At 51.2% G+C, this 2,178-nt stretch carries 1 protein-coding gene and 1 pseudogene; one reads left to right on the top strand and one right to left on the bottom strand.

Translation table 11 applies throughout. From position 1 onward, the window contains the following. The first annotated feature begins 681 nt into the window (after positions 1-681). Positions 682-1,935 carry an FIST N-terminal domain-containing protein gene (locus QUB04_RS32295; RefSeq protein WP_333290737.1) on the top strand — a complete coding sequence of 418 codons (1,254 nt, stop codon included), beginning with the start codon at positions 682-684 and terminating at the stop codon, positions 1,933-1,935. Here QUB04_RS32295 and QUB04_RS32300 read toward each other — a convergent pair. Continuing rightward, a pseudogene (locus QUB04_RS32300) lies at positions 1,896-2,178 on the bottom strand (hypothetical protein); the annotation flags it as partial. The gene QUB04_RS32295 and the pseudogene QUB04_RS32300 overlap by 40 nt on opposite strands.

The following is a 2,178-nucleotide window of genomic DNA, read 5'->3' on the forward strand; positions in this document are numbered from 1 at the left end:
CGTGAGGGTAGAGGGTGTGAATCCCCTAGAGGAGTAGGCTCCTCAAACTAAACAACCTTTTCAAGTCGCGCTAACCGTTAACGACAGAGCAAGGGACTAGCTAAGCAGCCGCTTGGTGTCATAACTCAAAAAACGTAGACCTCTAAAGTCTGAGGCTGGTCAACTGTGGTTTAAGTCAAAGGCTCGAAGCGAGCGTGTCTTTAGACCTGGCTCGTTGACCTTATTAAGTAAGAAAGGTTTTCTTTTTGGATGTTAGTTTGGGTTGGATGTGCTGTTGCGGTCTGGCGACCCCAGCTAATAATAGCTTGAGAGGCGCGACTGTTGCAGCAGCCCAGAGAGAAACCATCCATAAGTATGAGCGCATTAGCCGTCTCTACTCCCTGCTTTACTAGCCCGTAGGCGGATTCTAGTCCACAGGCATCAATGTAGGTCGAGCCAACCTTACTTTTGATGAAAACATTACACGAGGTTGGTGTGTCAAACTGTATTGAGCTTTATCTTTTAAGATTTAGCTAAACACGGCATTTAACAGTTAACAGATTAATGGGACACTCATGTTAACTTATGTTAACACAAGAACGGCGATCGATGGAGAATCGATCGCCCAAGAATAGCGTCCCCCCAGCGGCCAGTTCCAGTTAGCCTAATGTATAGAGATAGTTTTATAGAGAAGTTTGCCTTATGTACACCCAAAACCAAATGCAGTGGGTCAGCGCTTTATCAACCCGTCCCTCTTTGGAATCCGCCCTCAAAGAAGTTATAGAACAAGCCGATCGCAACCTAGAAGGCCAGGCCGATTTAGCGCTGATATTTATTTCGTCTGCCTTTGCCAGCGAGTATTCTCGGCTGATGCCTTTACTCCGAGAACTGCTGCCAGTACCCGCGATCCTGGGCTGTGGCGGGGGAGGAGTCATCGGCACGAACCGGGGCGGCCTCACCGAAGAAGTCGAGGGATCTCCGGCAGTCAGCCTGAGTCTGGCGCGCTTGCCGGGAGTGAATGTCAGAACTTTTCACGTCGGTGCAGAAGAACTGCCGGACTTAGATAGTCCCCCGGATACTTGGGTGGATCTCTTGGGCGTGCCGGCCCAGGAAGAACCGCAGTTCATCATCTTGGCCGACCCCTTTTCAGCAAAAATTAACGATTTGCTGCAAGGGCTAGATTATGCCTATCCGGGCGCGGCGAAGGTAGGGGGACTCGCTGGGGGGGACGGTGCGGGCAGGGGCGCGGCGCTGTTTTGCGACTATCACCTTTACCGAGAAGGGACGGTTGGGGTAGCTTTGAGCGGCAATATAGTTTTGGAAACGATCGTAGCTCAAGGCTGCAGGCCGATCGGGCATCCTTATCGGGTGACGGAAGGAGAGCGCAATATTTTGCTCAAACTCGAAGAACAAACCGACGATACGGGCAGCGCGGGCATCGAGCGATCGCCCTTAGAGGCGTTGCGAGAGTTAGTTCAAACTTTGAGCGAAGAAGACCGAGAATTAGCCCAGCACTCGTTATTTGTAGGCTTAGTCAGCGATGAATTCAAGCTGACATTAGAGCCGGGAGATTTTTTAATCCGCAATCTATTGGGAGTAGATCCGAAAGTGGGAGCAATTGCGATCGGCGATCGAGTCCGTCCCGGACAGCGCATCCAATTTCACCTGCGGGACGCGCGCACCTCCGCAGAAGACCTAGAAATGCTGCTCGATCGCTATCAGCGGGCCGCCGAGTACAGTGGTACATCCAGCGCCGGGGCCTTGATGTTCTCTTGTCTGGGGCGCGGCGAAGGGCTTTACGGCGAGTCGAACTTTGACTCCAGACTGTTTGGCCGATACCTCAAAAACATCCCTCTGAGTGGCTTTTTCTGCAACGGCGAAATCGGCCCCGTCGGCGGTAGCACATTTCTGCACGGCTACACCTCCGTATTCGGGATTTGTCGCCAAAATTCATAATTTGTGAACTGTTGACTGATGACTGTTGACTGTTGACTGTTGACTGTTGACTGTTGACTGTTGACTGATGACTGTTGGCTGTTGGCTGTTGACTGTTGACTGTTGACTGTTGACTGATGACTGTTGACTGATGACTGTTGACTGATGACTGTTGACTGTTGACTGATGACTGTTGACTGATGACTGTTGGCTGTTGGCTGTTGACTGTTGACTGTTGACTGTTGACTGATGACTGTTGACTGA

Origin of the sequence: Microcoleus sp. D2_18a_B4, assembly GCF_036702475.1 — a bacterium.
GTDB lineage: Bacteria > Cyanobacteriota > Cyanobacteriia > Cyanobacteriales > Microcoleaceae > Microcoleus.

What these genes read in the sequence shown, in the direction of transcription:
- QUB04_RS32295 (WP_333290737.1), top strand. Translation starts at nt 682, where the DNA reads ATGTACACCCAAAACCAAATGCAGTGGGTCAGCGCTTTATCAACCCGT.